Consider the following 26,608-nt stretch of genomic DNA (forward strand, 5'->3'; position numbering starts at 1 on the left):
TCGATTTATTGATTGAGTAGTAGCGCTGATGACCCAAGATCAATCTCCCCATGCTCTCATGATCCAGGGTACAACCTCAGATGCGGGCAAAAGTGTGCTCTGTGCCGGTCTCTGCCGGGTTCTATCCCGCAGAGGTTATGCAGTGAAGCCATTCAAGCCACAGAATATGGCTTTGAACAGTGCTGTTACAGTTGATGGAGGAGAGATTGGCCGGGCTCAGGCAGTTCAGGCTCAGGCCTGTGGTCTGGAGCCTCAAACTGATATGAATCCGGTTCTGCTCAAACCCAATACTGATATTGAGGCGCAGGTGATTGTACATGGGCACCCCTTGGCAGAAATGGATGCCTGGGATTATCACGCCTACAAGCCAAGTGTGCTGCCTGCGATTATGGAATCCTATGATCGTCTTATGTCGTCTTCTGATGCTGTAGTTATCGAAGGCGCTGGCAGCCCCGCTGAGATCAATCTCAGGGATCTTGATGTTGCCAATATGGGTTTTGCCGAGGAAGCAGGCTGCCCGGTCATCATCGTGGCAGATATCGATAAAGGCGGTGTTTTTGCACATTTGTATGGAACACTGGCTCTTCTTTCATTATCAGAGCAGAAGCGAGTCAAAGGGTTTGTTATCAACCGCTTCCGGGGTGATATTAATCTGCTCACTTCAGGGCTGAAGTGGCTGGAACAGGAAACAGGCAAACCTGTGCTGGGTGTTATTCCTTATCTGCACGGTCTGCACCTGGAAGCGGAAGATGCTGTTGCGGATCAGCAACTGACTGAAGATTCTGGTCCTGTTTTAAAAATTGTTGTGCCGGTGTTAAGTCGTATCAGCAACCATACCGATTTTGACCCACTGCGTCTGAATCCCAATATTGATCTGACTTTTGTCCGGAAAGGTGATGCGTTCCCGGCCTGTGATCTGATTATTCTGCCTGGCAGCAAAAGCACCAGGGCCGATCTTGCGTTCCTGCGCAGCAATGGCTGGGATAAACATATTAATCGCCATCTTCGTTTTGGTGGCAAGGTGATGGGGATCTGTGGTGGCTACCAGATGCTTGGAATGTTGCTGCATGATCCGGATGGTATTGAGGGGGAGTCGGGAACCAGTCAGGGTCTGGGCTTCCTTGACCTTGAAACAACAATGGAGCAGGACAAGCAGCTCCATCGGGTAGAAGGTGTGATGCAGCTCCCGGAACAGAGCGAAGTTCACGTGACGGGGTATGAGATTCATGCAGGAACCACAACCGGCTCTGCCCTGGAGCAACGACTCATTAAGCTGGGTGAGCGTTTCGATGGAGTGATGTCAGAAGATGGATTGGTGCTGGGTACTTATCTCCACGGGATTTTTGATCATCCTGAGGCCTGCAAGGCTCTTCTGGCCTGGGCTGGTTTAAAGGATATTGAGATTCCGGACTATAACCAGATAAGGGAAGATGGCATCAACCGTATTGCTGATGCCATGGAAGAGCATCTGGATATGGAGCAGATCCTCAGTGTTATGAGTTTATGGTGATTAATGACCAGCCGGTGGTTTTGCCCGGACAGTAAAAGCCTTGTCTTTTATTTCTGTGAAAACTGCGATTAGTTCAACCGGTTCATCACCAATATTTCTGCCCTGATGAACCCGGTTGACGACTTCATAAACCACATCAAGCCACGGGGGAAATTATCTATTCAGCACCATATTATGAGGATGTATGTAGGCGGTTGATGTGCATCAAGTCGGCTCATTTTAATAAGACGACTTAAGTCAATGTATTTCGTCGTGGAGGGAAAGCTTATACAACTGTTTAATTCATTATGTGTGAGGTTATTTTTAAGAAAGGGTACTGCTGATAAGTTTAGAAATGCCTCTAATCAATTATTTTCACTGTTCCTTGCCCTGTTACCTCTGACATTATTATTTTCCCCGAGGAACTGTTTCTTACTTGAACCTGATCTCCCAGAGAGCCTGACTCCAGAGCCTGCCCTTTCATTGTGATTGAAAATCCAGCATGGCCTGCATGAATAACAACACTGGCATTACGGCTGACCAGTGCCGGTCGTTCAGTCATTGAGGGCTGAAGAATGCTGTTTCCGGTGATTTGTCGCCGACTGCGCTGACCGGCAACGTCTTTGATGGAAGAAAAATAATTGCCTCTCAGTTTGGCAATGTTCTCTTCTTCAAGGATCAAATCGTCAGCACGAATTGTAGAGTTACGATCAATATTGTGGCGGCTTTTCACGACAGGTAAAAAAATATCCACCTGTGCACGAATATTGAGGGACCAGTGTGGTGTTGAACAGGTGACTTTCCGTGTCAATCGACCTGTCAGCCTGGTTGGCTGCCCAATGGTACTAACCTCGGGCTGATGTTGGCAAAGTGGGAGCTTTAAAGGAGGAAGGGGAATGATTTCAATCCGGTAGTTATGGCTTCCTAGCCGTGAGGCATAGTCTGCTACCTGTTGCTCAAGGTCATTTTTAACAACAGCTCCAGCCTGCTCGTTGACTGTCTGTGCCTGACTTATACAAGCGATCAGAAGGAATCCAGGAATCGAGTTGTAAATATAACTTGGCAAGGAAGCTTTGATTGGTTTCATTATTACGTCAACAGAACCTAACGCAATCACGATAAACCAACCCGCTGATTCTGCAAGCAGGGGCTGAGTTTGTTCAGGGAGGCTGTTGCGCCCTGTACAATACAATCTCAGGGCGTAACTAAATAAATACCACTGAAGGGAGAAACTAGGAGCCTGTCGGACTTAACGCGCACCTACTGCGAAAAAGCCGGATTTGGCCAGTTTTTAGAACCACTTTCGTCAAATAGAACCACTATTATCCTCAAGTGCTTCTAAAAACTGGCTCAAACCGGACTTTTTCTCGCTACGGTCGGTTAAGTCCGACAGGCTCCTAGCTGAGATGTTTTGCTGAGGTATTGCAAGCCTGCTTGTTCAGTTGTTTGACGCTCATTTTTTCCAGAAGCTTTTCCATGGTTTTCACTTTCTTATGGGCACTGAGAGCTTCTTCCTGGCACACCTGATAAACCTGTTCTTCTCTTTCAACTTGATTCTTCTGTAGATTACGAACATCCTGTAAAAGTTTTCGAAAGGTTGAGATATCTTCATTACCGTGTGAGATCGTCTTACAGTTCCCCAGCTGATAGCTGGTGATGGCTTTATTTAATCCTTCAAGTTGCCGGGATTGTGCGCGAAGAACCAGGGCGGCCTGATGGGCTTTCAGCCTGGCGTGGTCAAAGCGGTGACGCTGATGATCAAGGCACTTATTCAAGAGGTGGATACTTTTATCGGTGACAGATACATTCGCAGGATTGTTGTTATTCGTGTTGTGAGCCGTAGTTGTCATAGTGTGTCCGTTTTTGTGATTATTCCTTGAGAGTAGTGGCTCTGGTTTGTTTTGCCAGATAGACGACTCAGGACTTTTGGTGTTATTGCTGGAAATGCATGGCAGAGTTGTACAAACAGGGATTTATTTTCTTCTTGTCAGTTTGGTAGGATTCCCTGTCAAAGTTTTAAACGGAGTTTTTGCCAGTGGCTTCTTCGCTAGTGATTCAGGGAGGGCATGATGCTCTGCAGCACCTGCGTGAAAAAGGGTTTCAGCAGGAGGATGTCAAAGCCATGCTGGGCGCATCTGGAGGGCCGAAATGGTTTGCACTGGCAGGATTGGACAAAGCACTTCTGGGTGTAACATTCAAAGATCGAACGAGCCCCCTTCATCTGCTTGGTACTTCTGCCGGATGCTGGCGTTTCACCTGTTATAGCCAGAATGATCCGCTGGCAGCCCTTCAACGTTTTGAAGACAGTTATATCACTCATTCCTATTCAGAAATGCCAACGGCATCCGGGATAACCCGTGAGGTAAAAAGAACTCTCAGTGATATTTTTAATGGCAATGGTGCCAGGGAAATTTTGTCCAACCCGGTTATTCGCTTAAACCTGATAGCAGTGCAGGCCCATGGTTTAATAGACAATGCCAACGCGAAGATTCAGGGAGCCGGGCTTCTTCTGAGTGCGGCTGCGAATGCTGTTAGCCGTAATATGCTGGGAAAGTTTTATACTCGAATCGTCTTTACCCATCCTGGCGGTGGGCTTCCTGTCATAGGATGGAATGACCTGCCAACAAAAACTATCGCGCTATCTGAACAAAATCTTGAAGATGCTGTGCTGGCTTCAGGTTCCATTCCTGTATTTTTGGAAGGGGTTCGTGATATTGAAGGAGCAGGTCAGGGGCTCTATCTGGACGGTGGAGTAACAGATTATCACTTTGATCTGCCAATGCTGCCTGAAGATGGACTGGTTTTGTATCCACATTTTCGGGAACGTCCCATCCCAGGCTGGTTTGATAAGTACTTGGGCTGGAGAATCCCTTCGACAGATAACTATCGCAGGACTTTGATAGTGTCTCCTTCATCGGAGTTTGTTGCCAGGCTGCCCTATGGAAAAATCCCTGATAGAAAGGACTTTCAAACCCTTGATGATACAACCCGACAAAAGTACTGGCGCAAAGTGGTGGCCGAGACTGATCGTCTGGGAGAAGAATGGTTAAATTTGGTTGAGAACAACAGGCTGGCAGAGGTAACTAAACCGCTTTCCTTCATATCTAAAGCCAGACCTCGCTGAATGTAACCAAGCTGGCAGGTTGTCAGCCTGAATACCTCTGCAAATGCTTCTGAATCAGTCCACTCTGCATTAATCCTGTCAGAGCAATCTTGTTTTCATGCCAGATGCTCTGCAGGTCTTCCCGCTGTTCCAGGGTAGGGCACTCGAAAGTGATAATTGGTATGCCCATTTTCTCATAAACGTAGCTGCCCAGTGATCCCGGGGTAGGATGATTATCGATATCGTCTTTGACGATGGCATAGCCATTCACAAGATGGATATATTCAAGAATGTCGTCACAGTCACCTCGACCATTCACAAAGGGCTGCCATGAATGAAAACTGAAGATTAGGCCGGGTGGATATTCCTCCATCAATTCCAGAAGAAATTGAGTTTCTGGCTCACTGGCAGGTTCAGAGCCGGGGAAGTATCGCTCAGCTCTAGCTTCATCTGACCAGTTGGACGCGGGTAAATTTCTGTTCAGGTCAACACCATTACCATTACCACGAATATTGTCTCTCAGGCCATCAGGGTTTAGAGCAGGAATAATGACAAAAGGTATGGATAGCCCGGCTAGTTTCAGCCATTCGACAAGTTTTTCCTGAACATAAACTCCCTCAGGCTCATCACCATGAGTTCCAGCTATCAGGTAGCAATACCTCGTAGCATCTACTTTGCTGGCAAACACTGGGATTGGGCGCTTACCTGCACTTAATCCTTCCTGGAGTGGGATGAGATTCATTCTGTTATCCAGCCAGAGTGTGAAATATCAAAGATGAATCGAAGGGCTGCTCCTGTCAATCACCAGCCACAAAAGCCTTCATTAGCTCAGCCGGTTATCAAGGTGGGAAAAATGAGTAAATTTCAATATTGTCGGCTACTGGGCTACGGTTGGGTAAGAGCTATCTGACACAAGGATGTTAACTATGGGAATCAAGCGCACAGATTCTGGGTCAGTGAATAACAGGTTCACACCTGAGCAAAAAAAAGCTGATCAAAATGCTCGCTCTGCAGGAAAAAAGGTTATTGATGAAGCTTATCCAAAACTTGGTGGTGAAAAGCTAATCGACGATAATCCCACTCTAATCGAAGAGAGGGATATTGAGCAGTTATATTCTGGCAGAAATGATAATGGTCTTTTTGAAGACGGTTTGAGGGATATCGACCAAGCCTATTCAGATAAAAAGTTGATTGATGATAAGAAAAGAATTGATGATGATAAGAAAAGAATTGATGATGATAAGAAAAGAATTGATGATGATAAGAAAAGAATTGATGATGATAATTCGCTACCATTTATTAGATCCAGACTTTAACAAGCCCGGCTTGACTATCCAGACGTTCCTGTTCCATGCCCATACAATAAGGTCGCAAAATTAATACCAAAATGAAGGTGGCTATACCTTCCTGCCATGCGTCATAGTGACAATCACGAAAACTGTTAATGTTTCTAACACCGCTGTTATGGTAATAAAATATTCTTCAGATGATGATCCACACTTGTTTTTTTGCCTGAAAAATTAAGGGTGGCGGCATATGGCTTATAGCAATACTAGAGATAGATGGCCTCAAGGAGGCCCGGGGAGTACTGGAAGGGGGGAATCAGCACCAGGAAGAAAAGACCAGATGGTTGTCGGTACTGGCAGTCTAACAAGTAAATGGCGTAGTTCTGCGGTAACAGGCAAAGAGAGCACTCCCTATATGCGAAAAGAAGAACCGACCGAACTTTTTCTTCATTCTCACCGGCAATATAGTACCAGATTATCAGTAAATAACGCCGGGGTAGGTATAAAAAGGGCCGCCCCCAATGTAACAGCATGGCTAAAACCCCATGAAAAAGACGTGGAAAGAGAATTGCAAAGGGAAAGAGAATTGCAAATGGAAAGAGAAGAACAACATAGATTACAGGAGGAAGATGAATGGAAAAAACTACTACGGCAATATCAAGAGGGGGAGAAGAAAATAAAAAAAAGGGAAACAGAAACGTCAAAGGGTGGATGTTATCCCCAAAAAGTAATAAGAAAAATACAGAAGAGCAAAAAAAAAGAACGAGAAAAGTATGACTTTAATAAGATAAGCGATCGGCTAGATTCATTTTTATTGGCACCATCATATCCAGATATTGATAAACAGATGTTTTATGTTCAATACATGGCTTCTAATAACTTTGTATTCACCGGATTTGACAAAAAAGTTAAATGTATCTCTTGTAACGACATGGTAGATGCGGGAAACAGAGAACAAATTGATAAACATATTTCGCTTCACAACAAAGATGCCAGCGCCTCACAAGCAGCTGCATCTCCATCAGCCAGCCCTGATTGGAGCACTATCTATCAGCGACAAACTACGTTTACTCAAGATATACATGATTGGTTACAGAGAAATTGCCTGCCAGATGATGCTGAGTTGGCGAAGGGCGGTTTTTATGCAACAGCGATTATCCGTGCTACTTCAGGAGCTATCAACGGTATCCAAGTGCAATGCTATGAATGCGGGGACGACGCTATAGTCACCAGGCAAACGAAGTCAGTAGGAGAGCTGCATAATCGAAAAACACATTGCCCACGAGTAGAACAAGTAAAAGAGCGAGGAACAAGATTTAAACATAATCCGGAAGCAAATATCACTGTACCCCCTATAACGGACCCGTTTGAGGCGCTGAGCCTGAGTTCTTCTGCCAGGAATACGGGTGAATCCAGTCGTGCTAAACAGCCGTCAGCAGAAATAGAAGATAACACGTGTGTGATTTGCTTGGAGGCTGAACGGACTCATACCGTTATACCCTGCGGTCATAAAATGTACTGTGAGACATGTGTTTCCCATCTTACAGAGTGTGCTATGTGTAGAGAGCCAGTTAAATCGTCTATGAAAATATATGGCTAACAACAAATGCTTGCAGATAAATAAAACACCCAGCACCGCTGGCTGGATTCAGCTGGTTGTATGGGTTGATACCCTGCTTGTTTCACGAATTCTTTTTCTGCAAGAAGAATTAGACGTATTAGACCTCCTGTGACACTGTAATTTATTGTGGGAATCAAAGGCCTGCTGGCAACTGGGGCAGATGATTGTCACGTTTCCTCTGCAAGCAGGCTCTGTTGCTGATTTCATATGAACCCTGAGCCCATTGTAAGACCTGAAGTCATTGCTGCAGCCGGAGCAGATACTGGTTAGATCCTTTTTACAGGCAGGCTGTGTTGCTGCTCTCTTGTGACTCTGGAGCACATTGTAGGACTTGCATGTCTTGCTGCAGCCAGTGCAGGTGTTTGGCAGATTGTCCCTGCAGGCACTCTGTATTGTTTGTCGCCTGTGGGCTTGGAGCAACTTGCTATTTTTAAAAAACTGTAGCAGCCTTTGCAGTAGACATCAGATGTGGTTTCCATTAGAGCAGGTGGCCATTCCTGAGCTTGTTGATAAGTTTGGACAATGTGTTCCTGGTTTATCAGCATGACCCCGTGTTCCGCATGGTACAGCAGTCTGCCATCAGTAAGGTAACCCTTGAACATCAACACTTGAACGGGGTACGCGATCAAACCACCAAATCCAGAGCAAGCAACCAGACACAAAAACGGAAGGGTTAATGAGTATTTAATACGGTATACCATACTGCCAGCCAGGATGTTCAAAATAATTAACTACTGGTACGTTCTCGGTTTTAATACCTCACCTTTACGGCTACCAGTGCCTTTGTCAGCCCCTGAAATAGTTTTTGCTGCTCTCTTTCTTTGGATGAGTGTAGTGCGTTTTGCTCATGTACGGGACCATACATGTCCCGTACACAGGTCTAGGATTTAATTCCCATGTCGATATTTTTGCTTACATGTCTACATTTTTAATACACTTTTACAACACTTGTTAAGGGGGATTAAAATTGTTGACAAACGGCCCCATTTTTCGGGGCTTCCAGAGCCCCTACCTCGCCCTGTAAATGTATTAAAACTGTTGACAGTTGAGCCTTTCAAGAAATGCGAAGGTATTAAAACTGTTGACAGACTGCAGGCCTCTTTAGAGACACTGCCTATTTGTAAGGTTCAAATCCTGAGAAAGTGCTGCAAGCTGGTTGCTCTTCACCTGCTCGATCATCTTAGACGCCTTTGGCGGGCTGGCCAGAGTTCCTTTTCTGGTGGCTTACGGTGCTTTTCTCCGCAATATATCCGGTGACATTCTGTACTTTGACAAGTCTCACCACCAGGCGGACAGCTGGGAGCTGTTGGATGATGTGAATGCAAATATCGGCCCACTGAACACACAAGTGAATGCCACTGGTGATCCTGGCTATTGGCTCTACCACTTCTATCTCTCCTCAGCAGCTACCCGTACCGTTGCAAGGTTGTACCACAATATTGCAGCCCAATACCGACTGCGACAGAAACCTGATCAAGAACCAGCAGAATCTTATCCAGCTCAGCGGGGAAGTCGGGCGATTGATAGACCAGCTCTCTGCCTTGCCAGACTGCCAGCGGGTGCATCTGTTTCTGTCAGTGCAATCCAGCTTTGACCTGGAGCTGGGCAGACGGTTTCAGGAGGTACCCAAAAACATTGGGTGATCCATAATTTTAACCCCGCCGTTGACACCTATGAATGGGCTCTGGAGTTTTCCAGAACTGGGGTTATACGGTATGAGCCACTGCGGCCAGTCAGGTAAATTGCAGGCGGTTGATTGAGTCATCTGTCTGCCCTTGATTGGTGCTTGATGTTATCTCTTTTCGGCCTATTTCATTCATATAATGATCTTATATATGGTCATATACAGTTTTTAATGCTAAATTGACTATATATGCATTCATTATTGCCCTTATGAAAACCATCGGTGAACATTGCCAGGAGCGGCGTAAAGCTCTCAAACTCAACCAGACGGCCGCAGCACAGGCGGCCAGAACCACCCGCAGCGTGATTTCTGCCATCGAGAATAACCGCTACCGCGGGGCGCTCTGGGCTTTGAACAATTACCTGGGCATTTTGGGGCTGGAGCTGACAGTACGAGAAGCGACGCGGCCCACTTGGGATGACCTGGACGCTCTGTTTGGTGAGGACGAAGAATGACGCCCGAACACTGGCCCGAGAAAATCAACTCCCTGCGTGTTAATACCCCCGCTGGGTTGGCGGGCATGCTGAGTTTTGAAAAAGGCTCCTATGCCTTCTCTTATCGTGAAGCTGGGGAAGAAGTCTCCCTGACCATGCCATTCCAGACAGCCTCCTATAACAGCGGAGCCCTGCATCCGGTGTTCCAGATGAATATTCCGGAGGGCTATGTCCGTGAGCGACTGTCGGAACGGCTGCGTCGGTATACCCGAGTGAATGATATGTTGTTTCTGGCTCTGCAGCAGAAAAACGGCATTGGACGCTTGTCTTTTGAAAGTGAGCTTGAAACCAAGCCCATAGGCCATGACTCCCTGGAATCTCTGGTTCACTGGGATAACCGGGAAAGCGCCTTTGAGTATCTGCTGGATAAGTATCTGCTTAATACTGCGGCTATTTCCGGTGTACAGCCCAAGCTCCTGGTGAACACCCGGCCTGCAGTAATCAGCCATAACGAAAAAGGCACACTGATTGAGCCGGAACTGATTGTAAAAACTGGCGGTGAAGAGCATGAGCATCTGGCGCTCAACGAATTTGTCTGTATGAGCATCGCCAAAGCCTGCGGTATTTCGGTGCCGGAGTTCTGGCTGTCGGATAACCATGAGCTGTTTATTATGAAGCGCTTTGATCAGGCTGGCGGCCAGCCTCTGGGCATGGAGGACTTTGCAGTACTGATGAAACGCCCCGGGGATGAAAAGTATCTGGGCTCCTATGAAAATGTCGCAAAAGTTGTACAGCTGTACACGGGGGATGCCAGACAGATTGAGCAGATTTTTGATTATATTGCCATCAGCTGCCTGCTGGGCAATGGGGATGCTCATCTGAAAAACTTCTCCCTGCTTTATAGCATCATCCAGCCCCTTTCCGGACTGCGCCTGTCGCCCCTTTATGATGTTGTGAACACCACGGTTTACCCACTGCAGTCCCATGACCTGGCTCTGAAAATGGACAAGACCCGGGAGTTTCCCAACCAGGATAAACTGGTGCGTTTTGGCAGAAAAATAGGGGTGAAAAATCCAGCCATCAGGCTGGAACACATGGCGGATACGGCCCGGGACTTTATCGCCCGGTTTGATCGTTGGGAGGTTTTTCCTGCGTTAAAGGGTGCGCTGGAAGCCTCTATCAGTCGGGCACTGTCGGTTTCTGACAGCAGTGTGCGTTTTCAGAGTAAACGACCGAAGAAACGGAAATCCGATCGTTACCTGTAAAACGTCTTGTACAGAGCATGAAAATGGGGCCAGGCCTTGAACCCTGCAGCCACTCGGCTGAATGCTCACAGATCTGTTGGCGATTCTGGGCACACTCCAAACGTATAGGTCTGCTCATTTTTTACTGCTACATATCAGAGGTTCATGTGTCCGCAAAAAACCGTCCTCTAAGAACAAGAAATTGGCGTACACATCTACTACATAAAAAACCAAAGTTTCAATTCGCACCCTGCGTAAGCTGGATGATCTGTGGAGGGTACTTGCTGTACCTCGACCCAAGGACGGAATATGCCTCTTTCCCATTCCTTTTGCTAGAGGGCAGTCCAGCGAACTACATCAGCTTCAGTGACATCTTTACGTTTGGTTTCCACCGGTGAGTCCCCTGCAGGGGCAAATAGTACAGCCCCATAGATGGTCAAGGGTTTAATTCAATTGTTAACAATTTAATGCCTTAGTTAACAGTTTTAATCCCATTCGTCACACTGATTTATACAACAGATCCCAGCTGGAATATGGGCAGGTACATGGCAACAATCAGGCCTCCCACCAAAGTACCAAGAACCACCATGATCATGGGTTCCATCAGGGCTGTCAGCCCATCCACCATATTGTCGACTTCTTCCTCATATAGCGTTGCGACTTTGTCCAGCATTTCATCAAGTGCACCGGATTCTTCACCAATTGCCACCATCTGTATAGCCATTGATGGGAATATCCCGGTTGTGCGCATGGCGAACTGCAATTGCTGACCGGAAGAGATATCTTCCTTAACCTGTTCTACAGCTTCCCGGTAAACAACATTACCCGTTGCACCGGCAACTGAGTCGAGAGCATCAACCAGTGGAACACCTGCCGCAAAGGTTGTTGACAGAGTTCGGGCAAAGCGGGCGATGGCTGATTTATCAAGAATGGCACCGATAATAGGAATCTTCAGTTGCAGGCGTTCAAAGCTGTTACGTGCTTTTTGAGATCTGGCCAGAATGCGTTTCAGTGACCATAACCCTATTCCTATTCCAACAACAATAATCAGCCACCACTTTTGCACGGCTTCCGAGAGGTTGATGACTATCTGGGTGAAGGCGGGTAACTCTGCTCCAAATCCTGCGAAAACCTCTTCAAACTGCGGCACCACTTTTACCAGCAGAATACCGGTTACAATAACGGCCACAGCTGTTACTGCGATGGGGTAATTCATGGCCTTTTTTATCTTGGCTTTCAGGGCCTCAGTTTTTTCTTTATAGGTCGCGATTCTGTCGAGCAGGGATTCCAATGCACCTGACTGCTCTCCGGAGTTAACAAGGTTGCAGTAGAGATCATCAAAATACTTTGGGTGTTTGTGCAAAGACTGGGCAAAGCTGGTACCACCAGCAACATCGCTTTTGATGTTGGTGATCAGGTCTTTCATCGTTGCGTTATCCATACCTTCTGCGGTGATATCGAAAGCCTGGATCATGGGAACGCCAGCTTTGGTCATGGTGGCAAGCTGTCGGGTGAAAATAGCAATATCCATCGGCTTGATTTTTTTCTTAGTGCCGAAGCTCGCTGCTTTCTTGCGGACTTTGGACGGATTGATTCCCTGCTTGCGAAGCTCGGCTTTGGCAAGGGCAATGCTGGCGCTGGGGATTTCCCCTTTTGCGCTGCGGCCGTTTTTATCTTTGCCTTCCCAGGCAAAGGTATAAGTCTTTTCGCGTTTTTCAGTCATGACGGGAAAACAGTCCTTGTTTTCAAGCCGGAGGTTATGCCTTGTTGGAGTTGTTTAAGAGGGCATAACCAGAACATTGTCCGTTCTTTGCAAGCAACAGGTATTTTTTTGATTATAGAGCTTCTTTGGGAACTTACTCGTCGGGGCTGACAGAAAAACGTTTCATATCTTTCAGGCGCATCAGGGTCAGTTTGCCACCCCAGACGCAACCGGTGTCCAGCGCTTCATAACCCTCGCGGAATACCTGTCCATTCAAGGCCGCCCAGTGGCCGAAAATAATGGTGAGATTACCTTCCCGCTTATGCTTGTGCAGATACCAGGGGGCATAACCCCGTGGTGGAGTATTTCCCTTTTGGCTGAGCTCCAGAACTCCTTTGGCATTACAGAATCGCATGCGGGTGAAGTAGTTAGCGATCATCCTTTGGCGCTCAATGCCTTCAAGATCCTTTGACCAATAGTTGGGCTCATTGCCGTACATATTGTGGAAGAAATGATCGCTGTCTGGGCCCTGAATCACTTCTTCGAGTTCTGCAGCACGTTTGAGAATCTTCTTTTCATCCCAGATGGGAGGCACGCCGGCATGAACCATCAGGTAGCCTTTCTTTTCGCTCAAGTGCACCAGTGGTCGATGGCGAAGCCAGTCGAGCAACTCTTCCCTGTCTTTGGCTTTCAGGATATCGGTAATGGTATCGCCCCTTTTGGGTTCACGGGCACCGGCTGCAATCGCGAGAAGGTGCAGGTCATGATTACCAAGAACCGCCTTGCAGCGTTTGCCCAGTTGTTTCAGGTATCTCAGGGTTTGCAGGGATTCCGGTCCCCGGTTGACCAGGTCACCGGCCACCCAGAGTTTATCCTTGTGCTCGTCGAACTCGACAGAATCAAGAAGCTTGCGCAGGGTGCTGTAGCAGCCCTGAATATCGCCAACAGCGTATGTGGTCATTCAGAAATCAGCATCATCAGTTGACGGCACTCGGTACCCGAAGGCTGAACATTGGAATTTCTGCATGAAACAGACGACCTTGATCGGTTTCCATTAAATAGCTTCCTTCCATGCATCCAACAGGTGTTTCCAGGAGACAACCACTGCTATAGGAGTAGCTCTCTCCTGGCAGAATATGAGGTTGCTGGCCAATAACGCCGTCACCCTGTACTTCCTGCTGGTGTTTATTGCCGTTTGTAATAAACCAGTGCCGTGAAAGCAGCCTGACACCATCATCACAGCGGTTGAAAATCGTGATGTGGTAAGCAAAGGCATAATTGCCCTTCTTTGGATCAGACTGGCTGGGTAAAAACTCGGTTTTCACCCTGACTTCAACCCGGTGCTGGTTATCCACGTTAAGAACCTGTCATAAAAAATTACTTTCTATCTGTTAGATAATCAGCAATTTTTACGAAGGACTCAAGAGCAATACGCTCAGGGCGCAGAGATGGATCAATACCCAGCTGCTCAAGTTCATCTCCGCTGATCAGGCTTTTCAGGCAGTTGCGCAAGGTCTTGCGGCGCATGGCAAATGCGGCCTTCACCACCTTCTCCAGTATGCCGTGGTTTTTGCAGGGGCAGGGCAGCTCTTTGTATGGCGTCAGGCGGACAATGGCTGAGTCAACTTTGGGTGGAGGATTGAATGCACCTGGGCCAACCGGAAACAGGTAATGAACCTGGCAGAAGTACTGCACCATTACACCCAGTCGTCCGTAATGTTTGTCACCTGGCTGGGCAGCCATACGCTCAACAACTTCTTTCTGCAGCATAAAGTGCATGTCTTTCACAATATCTGCATAGGTGAGCAGGTGAAAGATCAGTGGTGTTGAGATGTTGTAAGGCAGGTTGCCGACAATGCGCAGCTGCTCATCAGTCTGGCGCAGAGTGGCAAAATCAAACTGCAGGGCGTCAGCTTCATGAATCGCGAAGTTTTCATTCAGGCCGAACTGTAGTTTCAGCCAGGGAATCAGGTCCCGATCCAGCTCCACAACGTCCAGACGACCGGAGCCTGCCTGCAGCTGGTTGGTCAGAGCGCCCTGACCTGGCCCGATCTCAACCAGATGGTCGTCGGACTTAGGCCCAATAGAGCGAATTATCCGGTTGATAATAGCCGGATCATGCAGAAAGTTCTGGCCAAAGCGCTTTCGGGCTTTGTGGGGAATAAGTTGGGCGTCGTTCGTGGTTCTATTCATGAAGGAGTGTTATCGAAAAATAAAATGCAGCACAGGAATATTACCTTCCTGCGCTGAAGAATTTTTACACCGGGCGGATCATATCCAGGGCGTAATCCAGAGCCGTATTCAGGCTGCCGGCGTGTGCTAATCCTGTGCCAGCCAGTTCCAGGGCGGTGCCGTGATCAACAGAGGTGCGGATTATAGGCAACCCGAGCGTAATATTCACGGCTTCACCAAACCCTTTGTATTTCAGTACCGGAAGTCCCTGGTCATGATACATGGCCAGAATGGCGTCAGCTTCTTCCAGCTTGCCCGGGTTGAAAATCGTATCTGCAGGCAGAGGGCCAACAAAATCCATCCCTTTAGCCCGGAGCTTGTCCAAAGCCGGGGTGATGACTTCAATCTCTTCCCGGCCGAGGTGCCCGTCTTCACCGGCGTGAGGGTTCAGGCCGCAGACCAGGATTTTCGGTGAGGTAAGACCAAACTTGTCTACCAGATCTTTGTGCAGGATATGACACACTTCATCAAGTAGATCACCGGTGATAGTGGCCGGGATTTTAGCCAGCGGCAGGTGTGTCGTCGCCAGGGCAACCCGCAAACTTTCCGTAGCCAGCATCATCACAACCCGTTCAGTGCCTGTTTGCTCCGCCAGAAGTTCGGTGTGCCCGGAGAAAGTGATCCCGGCATCGTTGATAATACCCTTATGTACGGGGGTGGTAATCATGGCGTCAAACAAACCTTTCTGGCAGCCATCAACAGCCATTGTAAGCATATCAATTACGTAAGCGGCATTGCGGCTGTCGAGTAGTCCGGGTGTTACCTGTTCACGCAGAGAAACGGGATGAACAAGTATTTCGTCTTTTCTGTTTGGACGTTTTGGTGCATTGGGATCGAAGGTTTTGATAGTGACTTCGATTCCAAGCTGTCGTGCCCTGTTCCTGAGAAGGTCAGGATCTGCAATTGTGACGATTTGAGTATTTCGGGGGCGGGAAGCCTGCATTACGCAGAGATCAGGTCCGATACCTGCCGGTTCACCTGAGGTGATGACAAGTCTTGGTACTGCGTGGTCGGTCATGGAACAACCTCGTTACCATGTAAAGACAGCCGCTATCATCGGAGTTGATGATAGCGGCTGTCCGGGTTTTCGTATGATTTGTTTACAGCTTGATTTCTACGTAAGCCTGGTCACGAAGTTCGCGCAGCCAAACCTGCAGTTCCTCTTCGTATTTGCGCTGACGCAGCATTTCGCGAATACGGGCATCCTGCATCTGGTTGCTGACATCTTCCTGGCGACGGCCTTCAACCTCCAGAATATGCCAGCCATAGCGGCTCTGGAAAGGTTTGGTGGCTACATTTAGAGGCTCAGTCAGCATCTTTTCACGGAATGCGGGAACCATATTGTTGGGATCGGCCCAGCCAAGACTGCCACCATTAAGAGCGGAACCGGTGTCGTCTGAATAAGCTTTGGCCAGCTCGGCAAAGTCAGCTCCACCTTCAAGGCGCTTGTAGAGGTTCTCTGCCAGCTCACGGGCATCCAGGTTGCTACGCACTTCATTCGGCTTGATCAGAATGTGGCGAGCCTTCACCTGCTCCTGCATGACTTTCTCATCACCACGACGATCAGATACTTTCAGGATATGGAAACCGCTTGGGCTGCGAATCGGACGGGATACCTGGCCAACATTAAGCTTGGTCATCACGTCAGAGAAAAGAGGAGGCAGCTCATCCGGCTTGCGCCATCCCAGATCTCCGCCTTCAAGGGCGTTCTGGCCCTGGGATTCTGCGGCGGCAATCTGAGCGAAGTCACCACCCTCCTGAAGCTTCTTGTAAATCGCTTCGGCTTTAGCGTTGGCTGCCTGGATTTGATCCGGGGTTGCACCTTCTGGCAGGGAAACCAGAATATGACCAAGCTTCATCTCTATAGCCAGCTGTTGCTTGCCTTCTGCAGATTTCTTGAAGTTTTGAACTTCACGATCAGTGACCTGAACGTTTTCCAGCACCTTGCGCTGGCGAACCCGGTTGATCAGCATTTCCCGGCGAATCTGGTCGCGGGCATCGGCATAGGACATGCCGTCTTCCTGCAGAGTCTTGCGGAACTGCTCCAGAGTCATGCCGTTGTTGCGGGCAATATTGCTGATAGCCTGGTTGAGGGAGTTATCGTCGATACGCGCCCCTGCACGATCAGCAATCTGCAGCTGCAGGTTTTCGATGATAAGACGGTCGAGTACCTGCTGCTTAAGAATATCTTCCGGAGGCAGGTTGCTGGTACGCTGTCTGAGCTGAGCCTGAACTGATTTCAAGCGTGCATTTAGCTCACTTTCCATAACCACATCGTTGTCAACAATAGCAACGACTTTATCGAGGGGAACGACCTCGGCAGCGGCCGGAGAAATACCAGTTAACGGTGCAATGGCCATTGCAGCAAATGCTGCGAAAGCCGTTTGAGAAATAAAAGTTCTGATGCTTTTCATAAGCCTGTTAATCAGTCCTTACGTTTGCTGTAACCGCTGATGCCCTGCAGGAAGGTGTTGACCTTGCTGCCAGTCAAGCTGCCAAGACCCTTGAGCACAAACTCAAGGAAAATCCCCTTGTCGGCTTTAGCGGTATCAATATCCTCGGAAGGATCAATCCAGTTACGGTACATAACCCGTACCATATAACAACAGCTTTCCTGTTCAAAACCAAATGAACGTTCCATATGGCGCTTATTGGTTATGTCATAGGTGTAGCGTGCCAGCAGGCTCCAGTCATATGTGACAGGCCAGACTGTACTGAAATCGGCTTCTTCCAGGTTACCGTTGACGTAACGACCCGTGTTATTACCGAGGGAGTTTTTCTCGGCCCGGTCAACCAGGTCACGATAACGATAACGCATGTTTATCACACCGCCATTCTCCGGCAGGTATTGCAAACCCGTTGCATATTCCTGGTTGTGGCCCGCGTTGGTGTTATACATCCAGTCCTGAGTCAGGCGCAGGTCTCGGCGGATATTCCATACCAGCTGAGATGCCAGAGGGGAAGTGGATGCCTTGTTGGCTTGCAGTAGTTGTTTTTCAGACTCATTAAAGTTGATGTCTGAGTTATCCTTTCCATTGCTATCTGTTGTAGCGCTAAGACTTGGGTTTATATAAGTTTTACGATGCTGGAAATAGAAAATTTGGCCGATACCAAACCGGAACCGCTCAAATCCACCTTCTTCAAGGAAACGACTGGTTAGTCCCAGTGAAAGCTGATTAGTGTCACCAATGCGGTCATAACCGTTGAAACGGTCATCGCGCCAGAGTGAGTTATAGGTGAATGATGTCTCACTACTGTCAAAGACCGGGTTTAAGTCCTGTCCGCCGCGATATGGGGTGTATGCATAACGGGCGCGGGGTTCCAGAGTCTGAGTGAACTTCAAACCACCAAGGGTGGTGTCACGATCAAAGAACAGGCCACCATCCAGATAATAGGTTGGTGCGGTGGTATCCGGTTTGGTTGCATCGCTCTTGGAACGGCCTGTTTTGGTAATGTAGGCCTGCTGGAGACGATCAAGATCATAGTGGACAGATCGTAGTTTTACCCCGGGCTCCAGGAAGCTATAGCTGTTTTCAATGCGGTACTTGATGGCTGTTTCACCATAGAGGCGACCGCCAACAGCGTTATTTATGCTGTCACTTGGGCCAGTAGTCCAGATACCTTTCTTGACATCGTTAGCCTTATCAACCCAAACCTGTTTCTGGTAATCCCACTTCTTATCACGCTGGAAATCGGTGTAGTCAAACAGGTAGCTGAAACCAAAGCCTTTGCCGATATCCCAGTCACCTTTCAGGTTGAGGTCAATATCCTTGTTGTAAGGATCATCACTGTCCTGAGTCATGTTCTTCAGGGTTTGATGACCAACAGTGAAGGTGTACTGGTGTGAGCTGTCGCCACCGCCATTGTAAGTGCTGTAAATCTCCTGCTTGAGCGGGCTGGTCGATTTTACATCCAGGCTGGTACCGAAATCAGTAAAGTACTCACGGTCACTGGTATCGGTGTAGTTGATCTGGTAATTCCAGTTACCCGTCAGGTCTTGCTTGCGCTTCAGGTTAACGAACCAGCGATTCTTATCCTTGTTCAGGTTGCCTTTGGTGAGTCCGTCTGGGGTAGAGTATGCACCACCCAGTTCACCGCTGGCTGACTGGGTCAGGTAACGGTACTCAGCTTCTACCAGTGCGCCACGCTTGGTCATCACGCGGGGAGTGATGGTGGCATCCATATTGGGTGCAATATTCCAGTAGTAAGGCTGGGTGTAATCGAAATCGTTCTTGCTGGAATCAAAAGCGATGGTTGGATAAAGGAAACCGGATGTGCGGCGGTCATCCAGAGGGAAAGAGATCCTGGGTACATAGAAAACCGGAATGCCCCACATATCCACAGTGGCATTGGTGGCTGTACCAAAACCGGTAATCGGGTTGAGCTCAATCGTATCGCCATTGAGTTGCCAGACACAGCTGCTTGGAGGACAAGTTGTATATGTGGCCTGTTCCATATCAATAACGCCACTTTCACGGCGCAGTATGGAATGGGCTTCACCACGAATACGTTTGTCATGGAAAACGTACTTCGCTCCAATCAATTTGGAACGTCCGCTATCAATATTGACCTCAGCCCGTTCGCCCAACATCAGGATATTGGGTTCACGGATAACAACATCACCGGTAAAGGTAGTTTCACCAGTATTGCGATTCAGATTCGCCTTGTTACTTTCAACTTGGCGATAACCTTGGCGTATCATCACATTACCGGTCAGGATACCCTGGCCGGTCTCAAGATAACTGGACTGGTCAGCCTCAGCGTATAGAGGCTCATTATTGGGATCGCCTTTAAAGTCTATTCCCGGACGTACAGGTTCCTGGTAACCGCCGTGACAAGAAAGGGCAGAACGTTTTTTCTTGTCTGCAGGAAGTTGGTCAATAGAAATCCAGTCAAGAGTGGCAAAAGCCTTTTCAACACTTGCAGAGCGCCTGACCTCACCTGTTCCAGTTGCTTCGTCTGGTAATTCACCCTGTACCAAAACCACGGGGACAGGCTGCGCAATAGCTGCGGCGCTTGTTTCCGCTGTGCTGGTTCCACTGGTTGTAACGGACGTATCCGGAACTTCCTTGATTGCTGCAACGACAGGTTCCCGGGCTACAAAGGGAACGGGGCCTGCCTTGCGGGTGACTGTCCGGCATATCCAGCCTTCACCTGTAGTTCCCGGATCACAGCGCCATTGCTGGTCGGGAGCGAGGGGGGCACTGGCTGCAAGCGCCGGGATAATCGGCATGCCCGCCAGCAGACTGGTGGTGATAACCAGTGGAAGTTTGTTTTTCAGGGTGAAGATATTTTTTGCCATCGGTTGAATCCGGCCTTCCCGTCGGCGTCTGTGTGTGGCTCCATCGCTTCAGGCAAAATTCCCCATACGGGGTTCCCTTGTCTGTTGCCATGCTGTTACCGGAAAATCTCCGGGATTGAGTCGGAACCTGCCAAAAAGGAGTGCATGATACTTCAATATCTAGGTATGCCACCAGAGCACTCGAAAAGTTTGCACCGTCTGCACCCCACTAACCTTCTGTTTTTAACTATTTAAGGCTGATAAATGGAAGCATTGTTTAATTAAAAGTGATCAAAACGTGCGTAAACTTATAGAGGCTAAGTATGGCGTTGATATAAGCTAGTCTATTGACCAAATCTTGTCAGAGAGAATGGATTTGAAACCTGAGATTTCAGACCCACGCAGGGATGCCCTGAATGACTGGTGTGCTGAAAAGCTGAATTCCGTTGCAGGCTGTCCGATGAAAACCGGCCTTGAGACAGTTTCCGGAGATGCCAGTTTTCGCCGCTATTTTCGGGCTCATACCCAAAACGAAAAAAGTTTTATTGTGGTTGATGCACCGCCCGAGTATGAGAACTGCCAGTCCTTTGTTGAAATAGCCAAGAGCTGGCGAATGCAGGGGGTTCATACACCTGAGATTCATTCCGTTGACCTGAATCGTGGTTACATGCTACTTGAGGATTTTGGTGATTCGCTGCTCTATTCAGGTTTGAACCAGTCCAGCGTTCATAATCTTTACGACTCAGCTTTTGATGCATTACATACCCTGCAAAATACATCATTGCCGTCTGGCTACTCCCTGCCTCTTTTTGATGAGGCGCGACTGCGCAGAGAAATGAACCTGTTTCCGGAATGGATGCTGGAAAAACTGTTACAGATTCAACTCTCTGAAGATGAGAAGAAACTGGTTGAGGGTCTGTTTGCTCTGCTGGTGAAGTCAGCTCAGGAGCAGCCCCAGGTTCCGGTGCATCTGGATTACCATTCCCGAAATATCATGATGCTTCCTGATGGATTGGGGCTCATCGATTTTCAGGATGCCGTGCTGGGGCCCGTGACTTATGACCCGGTATCTTTACTGCGGGACTGTTATATAGACTGGCCCCAGAGAGAGGTTTACCAGTGGCTGGATCAGTTTGCCAAACGTTCAACTCACCTGAGCAATATTAGTGTACAAGATCTGCATCGCTGGTTTGACCTGATGGGCACGCAGCGCCATATCAAGGTTCTCGGGGTATTTGTTCGTCTCTGGTTGCGGGATGGGAAAGAGGGTTATTTAAAGGATATTCCTCGGGTCTATGCCTATCTCTGCTGGGTTTGTAAAAAATATGATGAACTTGGTGAGTTCTCACGCTGGATGCGTGAAGAGTTAACGCCACGGCTGAAAAAACAGGATTGGTGGCAGGATCATCACCTGCAGTCTTGATAGAAAACGAAAAAGCAAATTAAGGATTTCACTGTGTCCCGTATTTCGGTGGCAATGATTCTGGCGGCAGGGAAGGGGGAACGTATGCGCCCCCTGACCCTGGAAACGCCTAAGCCTCTTCTTCCTGCTGCAGGAAAACCTCTGATCGTCTGGCATATTGAACGGCTGGCTAAAGCCGGGTTCAAAAAGCTGGTGATTAATCATGCCTGGTTGGGGGAGAAGCTGGAGCAGGCAATCGGCAATGGAGATAAATGGGGGATAGACATTCTCTGGTCCCGGGAAAGCGAACCTTTGGAAACCGGTGGAGGAATTCACAAGGCTTTGCCTCTGATTGGCGAAGAGCCTTTTTTACTGGTTAATGGTGACGTTTTTACTGATCTGGATTTCAGTCGACTCTCTCTTCCAGAGGGTAAACTTGCCCATCTGGTACTGGTGCCTAATCCGGGTCATAACACTAACGGGGATTTCACCCTGAGAAATGGCCTGCTGCATGAGCAGGGGGATGAACTTATTACCTATTCCGGCATCAGTGTATTGCACCCGAAACTCTTTGCAGGCTGTCAGCCAGGTAAGTTTCAGCTGGCTCCGCTCTTCCGGGAATTTATTGATAAAGGCCAGATTTCTGGTGAGCGGCATAATGGTTACTGGCTTGATGTCGGAACACCAGAGCGTCTTCAAAATCTTGAGGATGATATTCTGAGCGGTCGTATCGGTTTGCAGTGATTTTTTAAACTTGATAAGTGGTCAGTGCCCCTTTTCATTTGTATAAGCAGATATGAACAGTTGAAAAGCGTATGATAAAGGCGGCACTTACGCGGTAAATAACATGTGGTTTAGAACAGTATTTCTTGGTTTCCTGGGTTTCCTTTTTGGTGGGCCATTTGGCGCGATAGTAGGAGCCCTGTTTGGTGCCTGGCTGGATAATCAGAACCAGGGCCCGCGTATGGTCTATGGCCGCCAGAGCGCAGAGCGCCAGCGCCAGACCCAGACAGCTTTCTTTGAAGCCACTTTTCTGGTTATGGGAAAGCTGGCCAAGTCTGATGGCGTCGTTAATGAAAGTGAAATTAAAGTTGCCGAAGCTCTAATGGGGCAGATGCGTCTGACTTCTGAGCAGCGCAGACAGGCTATCCACTTTTTTAATCAAGGCAAAAATGGTGAGCCTGTTGAAGCTGTTTTAAGACGCTTTCGCGAGTACGCCGGTAATAGCAGCCTGATTCAGATGTTTCTGGAAATCCAGTTGCAGGCTGCTTATGCCGATGGCGAAATGAGCCCATCTGAGCAGGGCGTTCTGTATGAAGCCTGTCATTTCCTGGGTATTAATAACTTTGCCTTCGATCTTCTGCATAAGCGGTTTCAGGCACAGAGAAATTTTTACTCCCATCACACAGGTCAGGGTCAGGGTGGATATCAGCAGCAGGGCGGCTGGCAACGTACAAGTAGCCGTAATGAGCTTAAGGAAGCTTATGCAACACTGGGTGTATCTCCTGATGCCAGTGATCGGGATGTGAAGCGTGCTTACCGCAAGCTGATGAGTGAACACCATCCCGATAAACTGGTGGCTAAAGGTCTGCCGGAAGAGATGATGGAAGTGGCCAAGAGAAAAACTCAGGAAATTCAGGCCGCCTATGACCTTGTGCAGCAGCATCGTAAGAGGAATAGTTAGGCTCTATCGAATGGGTGTTGAAGTTGCTGGCCGTTGTGGATAATCTCAATCACCTGATAACCAAATAAATAGAAGTGCAGCCGCTCCCGGTATTATTTTTAGATATTCGCTGCACTTCTCAAGAATACCAATAACGACAAAAGAACCTGATCATGCAGACCAGCAGCAGGGAATCCATTGAGTACTATGTGCGCAATGGCTATTGGGGAGAAGAGTCTCTGGAAAGTCTTTTCCGGAGAACCGTTGCCATTCATCCAGGGCGCGTTGCGCTTGCTGATCCTCCTGACAAGGAGACCTTCACAGAAGGAAAGCCTTGTCGTTTAACCTACAGTGACCTGTTTACCGCCGTAAGGGACGTAAGTGCGCGTTTACTTTCTGCGGGCTTAAAGAAAGATCAGGTTGTTGTTTCTCAGCTACCCAATACTGTTGAAACGGTTGTTCTTTATCTGGCTCTGGCCCGCATTGGTGCACTGGTTTGTCCGGTTCCTGTTGAGAAAAGCTGTGCCAGTTTAACGGGGCTTGCCCTGCAGCTTGAGCCGGTGATGTATGTTGGGTGTCGATATCAACACCGTGATTTTCTCAAACAGGCACGCACCTGGCTTCCAGAGTCATGTCAGCTGGCCAGCTTTTCTGAAACTGGTGATGATGAGGTTCTTAATCTCTCTTTTGAAACCCATGCCGGTGAAGAGGAAATCAAACACCTGGGAAAGATAATGGACAGTGTTCCTGTTTCCCCCAATGAAGTATTTACCCTGGCATGGAAACGTGACGAAGAAGGTGCCCGCCCGGCAATTCCCCGCACGCATAATCAGTGGTTCGCACTGGCTTCATTTGTTTATGAAGGAGCCGGATTAAGAAATGGGGATACTCTGTTCTGCGGTTTTTCTCTGGCGGCAGCATCTGGAATTGGAGCTTTCCTTTATAACTGGTTAATGGCAGGCGCCCGGCTGGTTCTCGATCAAACCGGCGATACTGAGCAGGTTATCTCCCTGATATCTCAGGAACGTGTGACCTGTGCGGGCGTGCCTCCAGCGGTTTTGGCTCAGATAAAAAGTTATCTGGAAGCAAATGACAGTCATAACCTCGGATGTTTGAGGACGCTGGTGTCAGGTTTTGCCTCCATTGATTCACAGCTGGCTGATGATGTTGCCCGGCTCTCGGGAGTGAATGTCCTGAACTGTTATGGTACCAGTGAAGGAGCCAGCCTGCTGGCTGTACCTGCTGATCGCTGTGAACGCTGGTCGGGCCAGCTCTTTCCACGTTTTTGTGAACAGGTTGAAGGGTGGGGTAGCCGGATGTCCCGAATGGTCAGTACTCGCCTTGTTGACCCGGGAAAAGGAGAAGAGATTACCGCTCCTGAACAGCCGGGAGAGCTTTACGTGAAAGGGCCCTCTCTTTTTGATGGTTACTACCAGCCGCCGGGGACTGCTGAGGATGATGACGATGATGACGATGGTTTTCAGCGTACTGGTGATCTGTTTGTTATCGACGAAGACAATCCGCGTTTTTACCGATTTATTGGAAGAATGAATTTGCAGACTGAGAGCGAAGCCTGAGCTGAAATAGAGTGTTTGGCTGGAGAACATTCCCAAATCCTCTATGTTTACCGGATAGCTTGCGGGTACAATCCCGCTTTTCCAATCATTTGTGAACCGGCTGATGAAAGACTTTCTGATCGCTCCCAGTATCCTTTCTGCTGATTTTGCCCGTTTAGGTGAAGATACCCAGGCTGTTCTGGATGCAGGTGCCGATATTGTGCACTTCGATGTGATGGATAATCACTATGTGCCCAACCTGACCTTTGGTCCCATGGTGTGTAAAGCACTGCGTGACTATGGCATTACTGCTCCTGTTGATGTGCACCTGATGGTGCGTCCTGTTGATCAGATGATTGAGTCTTTCCTGAAAGCTGGTGCAAGCTATATCACCTTCCATGCTGAAGCCAGTGATCATGTTGATCGCAGCCTGCAGATGATTCGTGCCGGTGGTGCCAAGGCTGGCCTGGTTCTGAATCCTGCAACCAGCCCATCCTGCCTTGAATATGTAATGGACAAGCTGGATATGATTTTGCTGATGTCTGTTAACCCGGGCTTTGGTGGTCAGAAGTTTATTCCTGCCACTCTTGATAAGGCACGCAAGGTTCGCGAGATGATTGATGCCAGCGGTTACGATATTCGCCTGGAGATTGATGGCGGTGTAGGTGTGCAGAACATTCGTGAAATTGCTGATGCCGGTGTGGATACTTTTGTTGCTGGTTCTGCTATATACGGTGCTGATGATTATGCGGATGTTATCAAACAGATGAGATCTGAACTGGCAGGCTAATTTACCACCTATTGGAGGGGGCTTTCTTTCTCTCCCCCCCCCTTTTTTTTCTTTTTAATCCGGCTTGGCCCGGGTGCCAAATTATTTTGGTGTGTTTTCTTGTGGTTGCTCAAGTGATCAGAACGGCTGAATGCTTTGCGGCACTTATTACACTTATAAGGCTTTTCTCTAGTGTGTGTTCGTATATGCCGTTTCAATTCGTCAGAACGACTGAACGTCCATTCACAGTCTGCCCATTTGCATACGAAAGGTCTTTCGCCTGTATGCCTTCTAGTGTGATATTTTAGATGACCTGTACGGCCATAATTCTTTTCGCAGCCCGGGAATTTACAATGATATCTGCCATCGCTGCTTGCCTGACATGTGAAAAAAGTTTCATCAGCTGTTTTGCGCACGGGCTTGGTTTCTTGAGATCTGACGCTGACTGAAAAAAAAACAGTTTCTGGTTTGGCAGCGGTGACTGCTGTCGCTGCGGTTCGGATAGCGGCCATTGGATTGCAATGGGTGATTTCGCGGTTGTGAGCCGGGAAATTTTTTTGATCAGCGTCTTCTATGGGTGGTTTGCTACTGACAGGGCAATCAAGAATGACTGTCGCTGTTGATGGGGTAGGAGCCAAAATCTCAGCGTTGATGGTAGAATTGTGAGCACCATCCTGAATGGTGACAGCGCACATGGAATCTGAGCAACTGGAATTTATAACTTCTAATGAGTTTTCCTCTGGCTTTTCATCAAAAAATATAACGTTTTCATTGAGCCAAAAGAATGCGCTTAAATTGGGGGGGAAGGTTACAGTGTTAAAATAATCTTCATCGCTGGAGATGCTGTAACAGAGGGGAGGAGGTGCAATGAAGCTGCTATAGTCCTTTGAAAGTATTTGAGAGGCTGTTTTTGGTGAGGAGGGTTCGCCAGGCTTGGTTCCTGTAGCCTCTATTCTGGTAGAGAGCAGAATGAGCAGTAGGAGTACTGATATAAATGTTGTCTGATCTCGCCAGCTATTCAAAGTTTGACACTGCAGCGATACAGGCTCCTGATTGGATAAGCTGGGAGCGTTGGGTTTGTCTGACGGGATCTTTGTGACACCGGTAGAATTGCAAGCGATCCAAGTAGCGTAGTGTAAGAA

General features: G+C 48.2%; 23 protein-coding genes. 12 read left to right on the forward strand and 11 right to left on the reverse strand.

Annotation, left to right across the window (positions count from 1 at the left end; genetic code table 11):
- Positions 1 to 28: 28 nt before the first annotated feature.
- Entirely contained in the window at positions 29 to 1,510 is a 1,482-nt protein-coding gene (locus M3P05_RS17880; protein WP_249701445.1) for a cobyric acid synthase, read from the forward strand.
- Between the two features lie 340 nt (positions 1,511 to 1,850).
- Here the strand turns inward: M3P05_RS17880 and flgA are convergent, their stop codons facing one another.
- Both flgA and M3P05_RS17890 read right to left on the reverse strand, forming a co-directional pair.
- Positions 1,851 to 2,576: a flagellar basal body P-ring formation chaperone FlgA gene (gene flgA, locus M3P05_RS17885; RefSeq protein WP_249701446.1), complete on the reverse strand. Its 726-nt coding sequence runs from the start codon at positions 2,574 to 2,576 to the stop codon at positions 1,851 to 1,853.
- 310 nt (positions 2,577 to 2,886) lie between these two features.
- Positions 2,887 to 3,339 (reverse strand): hypothetical protein, encoded by a 453-nt coding sequence (locus M3P05_RS17890; protein ID WP_249701447.1) that lies wholly within the window; start codon positions 3,337 to 3,339, stop codon positions 2,887 to 2,889.
- 185 nt (positions 3,340 to 3,524) lie between these two features.
- Between M3P05_RS17890 and M3P05_RS17895 the strand changes: the two genes are divergently transcribed.
- Entirely contained in the window at positions 3,525 to 4,613 is a 1,089-nt protein-coding gene (locus M3P05_RS17895; protein WP_249701448.1) for a patatin-like phospholipase family protein, read from the forward strand.
- Positions 4,614 to 4,635: 22 nt separating this feature from the next.
- Here the strand turns inward: M3P05_RS17895 and M3P05_RS17900 are convergent, their stop codons facing one another.
- The gene (locus M3P05_RS17900; RefSeq protein WP_249701449.1) at positions 4,636 to 5,334 is read right to left on the reverse strand and encodes a DUF2817 domain-containing protein; all 699 of its coding nucleotides are present in this window, start codon (positions 5,332 to 5,334) and stop codon (positions 4,636 to 4,638) included.
- Between the two features lie 184 nt (positions 5,335 to 5,518).
- On the opposite strand from M3P05_RS17900, the gene M3P05_RS17905 reads away from it, so the two are divergent.
- The 5 genes from M3P05_RS17905 (at position 5,519) to M3P05_RS17925 (ending at position 10,882) form a co-directional block, all read left to right on the forward strand.
- On the forward strand, positions 5,519 to 5,908 hold the full coding sequence (locus M3P05_RS17905; protein ID WP_249701450.1) for a hypothetical protein: 390 nt from the start codon (positions 5,519 to 5,521) through the stop codon (positions 5,906 to 5,908).
- 220 nt (positions 5,909 to 6,128) lie between these two features.
- On the forward strand, positions 6,129 to 7,478 hold the full coding sequence (locus tag M3P05_RS17910) for an RING finger protein (protein ID WP_249701451.1): 1,350 nt from the start codon (positions 6,129 to 6,131) through the stop codon (positions 7,476 to 7,478).
- A 1,373-nt stretch (positions 7,479 to 8,851) separates the two neighbouring features.
- Complete coding sequence (locus tag M3P05_RS21295; protein WP_408635958.1) at positions 8,852 to 9,142, forward strand: SAVED domain-containing protein; 291 nt, start codon at positions 8,852 to 8,854, stop codon at positions 9,140 to 9,142.
- 220 nt (positions 9,143 to 9,362) lie between these two features.
- A complete protein-coding gene (locus tag M3P05_RS17920) occupies positions 9,363 to 9,638 on the forward strand; it encodes a helix-turn-helix domain-containing protein (protein WP_249701453.1) in 276 nt (91 codons plus the stop codon).
- On the forward strand, positions 9,635 to 10,882 hold the full coding sequence (locus tag M3P05_RS17925) for a type II toxin-antitoxin system HipA family toxin (protein ID WP_249701454.1): 1,248 nt from the start codon (positions 9,635 to 9,637) through the stop codon (positions 10,880 to 10,882). Before M3P05_RS17920 ends, M3P05_RS17925 begins: the two co-directional genes overlap by 4 nt.
- 487 nt (positions 10,883 to 11,369) lie before the next feature.
- On the opposite strand, the gene M3P05_RS17930 is transcribed toward M3P05_RS17925, so the two are convergent.
- From M3P05_RS17930 to M3P05_RS17960, 7 genes are all read right to left on the reverse strand, one after another.
- A complete protein-coding gene (locus tag M3P05_RS17930) occupies positions 11,370 to 12,584 on the reverse strand; it encodes a type II secretion system F family protein (RefSeq protein ID WP_249701455.1) in 1,215 nt (404 codons plus the stop codon).
- A 133-nt stretch (positions 12,585 to 12,717) separates the two neighbouring features.
- Positions 12,718 to 13,524 (reverse strand): symmetrical bis(5'-nucleosyl)-tetraphosphatase, encoded by an 807-nt coding sequence (locus M3P05_RS17935; RefSeq protein ID WP_249701457.1) that lies wholly within the window; start codon positions 13,522 to 13,524, stop codon positions 12,718 to 12,720.
- A 16-nt stretch (positions 13,525 to 13,540) separates the two neighbouring features.
- On the reverse strand, positions 13,541 to 13,918 hold the full coding sequence (apaG, locus tag M3P05_RS17940) for a Co2+/Mg2+ efflux protein ApaG (RefSeq protein ID WP_249701458.1): 378 nt from the start codon (positions 13,916 to 13,918) through the stop codon (positions 13,541 to 13,543).
- Positions 13,919 to 13,940: 22 nt separating this feature from the next.
- Complete coding sequence (gene rsmA / locus M3P05_RS17945) at positions 13,941 to 14,756, reverse strand: 16S rRNA (adenine(1518)-N(6)/adenine(1519)-N(6))-dimethyltransferase RsmA (RefSeq protein ID WP_249701459.1); 816 nt, start codon at positions 14,754 to 14,756, stop codon at positions 13,941 to 13,943.
- Between the two features lie 64 nt (positions 14,757 to 14,820).
- Positions 14,821 to 15,813 carry a 4-hydroxythreonine-4-phosphate dehydrogenase PdxA gene (pdxA, locus tag M3P05_RS17950; protein WP_249701460.1) on the reverse strand — a complete coding sequence of 331 codons (993 nt, stop codon included), beginning with the start codon at positions 15,811 to 15,813 and terminating at the stop codon, positions 14,821 to 14,823.
- A gap of 82 nt (positions 15,814 to 15,895) precedes the next feature.
- Positions 15,896 to 17,209 (reverse strand): peptidylprolyl isomerase, encoded by a 1,314-nt coding sequence (locus tag M3P05_RS17955; protein ID WP_249701461.1) that lies wholly within the window; start codon positions 17,207 to 17,209, stop codon positions 15,896 to 15,898.
- Positions 17,210 to 17,220: 11 nt separating this feature from the next.
- Complete coding sequence (locus M3P05_RS17960) at positions 17,221 to 20,097, reverse strand: LPS-assembly protein LptD (RefSeq protein WP_249701462.1); 2,877 nt, start codon at positions 20,095 to 20,097, stop codon at positions 17,221 to 17,223.
- Positions 20,098 to 20,446: 349 nt separating this feature from the next.
- Between M3P05_RS17960 and M3P05_RS17965 the strand changes: the two genes are divergently transcribed.
- The 5 genes from M3P05_RS17965 to rpe all read left to right on the forward strand — a co-directional run bounded on the left by M3P05_RS17965 (position 20,447) and on the right by rpe (position 25,487).
- Positions 20,447 to 21,499, forward strand: a complete 1,053-nt coding sequence (locus M3P05_RS17965) for an aminoglycoside phosphotransferase family protein (RefSeq protein ID WP_249701464.1) — start codon at positions 20,447 to 20,449, stop codon at positions 21,497 to 21,499.
- A 33-nt stretch (positions 21,500 to 21,532) separates the two neighbouring features.
- Complete coding sequence (gene murU, locus M3P05_RS17970) at positions 21,533 to 22,222, forward strand: N-acetylmuramate alpha-1-phosphate uridylyltransferase MurU (RefSeq protein WP_408635959.1); 690 nt, start codon at positions 21,533 to 21,535, stop codon at positions 22,220 to 22,222.
- Between the two features lie 103 nt (positions 22,223 to 22,325).
- Positions 22,326 to 23,162 (forward strand): co-chaperone DjlA, encoded by an 837-nt coding sequence (djlA, locus tag M3P05_RS17975; RefSeq protein WP_249701466.1) that lies wholly within the window; start codon positions 22,326 to 22,328, stop codon positions 23,160 to 23,162.
- A gap of 152 nt (positions 23,163 to 23,314) precedes the next feature.
- Complete coding sequence (locus M3P05_RS17980) at positions 23,315 to 24,718, forward strand: class I adenylate-forming enzyme family protein (protein WP_249701468.1); 1,404 nt, start codon at positions 23,315 to 23,317, stop codon at positions 24,716 to 24,718.
- 103 nt (positions 24,719 to 24,821) lie between these two features.
- Positions 24,822 to 25,487: a ribulose-phosphate 3-epimerase gene (gene rpe, locus M3P05_RS17985; protein WP_249701469.1), complete on the forward strand. Its 666-nt coding sequence runs from the start codon at positions 24,822 to 24,824 to the stop codon at positions 25,485 to 25,487.
- An 8-nt stretch (positions 25,488 to 25,495) separates the two neighbouring features.
- On the opposite strand, the gene M3P05_RS17990 is transcribed toward rpe, so the two are convergent.
- Positions 25,496 to 26,488 carry a C2H2-type zinc finger protein gene (locus M3P05_RS17990; protein ID WP_249701470.1) on the reverse strand — a complete coding sequence of 331 codons (993 nt, stop codon included), beginning with the start codon at positions 26,486 to 26,488 and terminating at the stop codon, positions 25,496 to 25,498.
- Between the last annotated feature and the right edge of the window lie 120 nt (positions 26,489 to 26,608).

This window comes from Parendozoicomonas callyspongiae, assembly GCF_023502345.1.
GTDB classification, from domain to species: Bacteria; Pseudomonadota; Gammaproteobacteria; order Pseudomonadales; family Endozoicomonadaceae; genus Sansalvadorimonas; species Sansalvadorimonas callyspongiae.